1 pseudogene is annotated in these 1,073 nt (G+C 65.1%); it reads right to left on the bottom strand.

From position 1 onward, the window contains the following. A pseudogene (locus I71_RS18520) lies at positions 1-835 on the bottom strand (flagellar motor switch protein FliG); the annotation flags it as partial. Positions 836-1,073 lie beyond the last annotated feature (238 nt).

The following is a 1,073-nucleotide window of genomic DNA, read 5'->3' on the forward strand; positions in this document are numbered from 1 at the left end:
TGCCCTCGGCCAGGACCAGTTCGCCGCGGGCGGCCAGATCCTTGGCCAGCTGCACCATGTACATCTGCGCCTCGTCGACGTCGCGGACACGGACCGGACCCATCGCCGCCATGTCCTCGCGCAGGATCTTGGCGGCGCGCTCGGACATGTTGGAGAAGAACAGGTCCTTCAGCGACTCCGACGCGCCCTTCAGCGCGGTGCCGAGCTTCTGCTTGTCCACCGTGCGCAGCATGGTCTGGACGCCGCTGGGGTCGAGCTTCGACAGATCCTCGAAGGTGAACATCAACGACTTGATCCGCTCGGCGCTGTCGCGGTTGCGCTCCTCCAGGGCGGCCATGAAGCGGTGCTCGGTGGTGCGGTCCAGCCCGTTGAAGATCTCCGCCAGCATCTCGTGGCTGTCGCGCCGGCTGGTGCGGGCGAGGTTGGTCATGAACTCGGTGCGCAGCGTGCGCTCGACGTCGTCCAGAACCTCCTTCTGCACCGCCTCCATGCGCAGCATGCGCATGATGACTTCCATGGCGAAGCTTTCCGGCAGCTGGGCCAGCACCCGGCCGGCATGGTCGGAGCGGATCTTGGACAGGACGACGGCGACGGTCTGCGGGTACTCGTTCTTCAGATAGTTGGACAGCACCGACTCGTTCACGTTGGTCAGCTTGTCCCACATGGTGCGGCCGGCCGGACCACGGATGTCCTCCATGATCTGGTCGACCTTGTCCTTCGGCAGGGTCTTCAGCAGCAGCCGCTCGGTCGAATCGAAGGAGCCGACGACGGTGCCGCTCGACGACATCTGCTCGGCGAACTCGACGAACAGTCGCTCGATCAGGTTGGCCGACAGCAGCGTCTGCTCAACAGCATTGTGCTCTCGTTGCCGTTGCGGCGCCCCTCCCCGATCAACGATCCGAAGACCCGCAAGCTGATCCTCGGGATGAGCGAGGGCATCACCGTGCGCCTGTTCCGCCTGCTCGAGGCGGCGGCGGTTCAAGGCATTCGGGACCAGCAGGAATGCATCGATTTCGACCTCCTCGACACCGGGCTCGACACCCTTCCTCTGGTCAGCATGGCGTCCCGGGGAC

The sequence above is a fragment of the Azospirillum sp. B506 genome, assembly GCF_000333595.1.
In the GTDB taxonomy this organism is placed as follows: domain Bacteria; phylum Pseudomonadota; class Alphaproteobacteria; order Azospirillales; family Azospirillaceae; genus Azospirillum.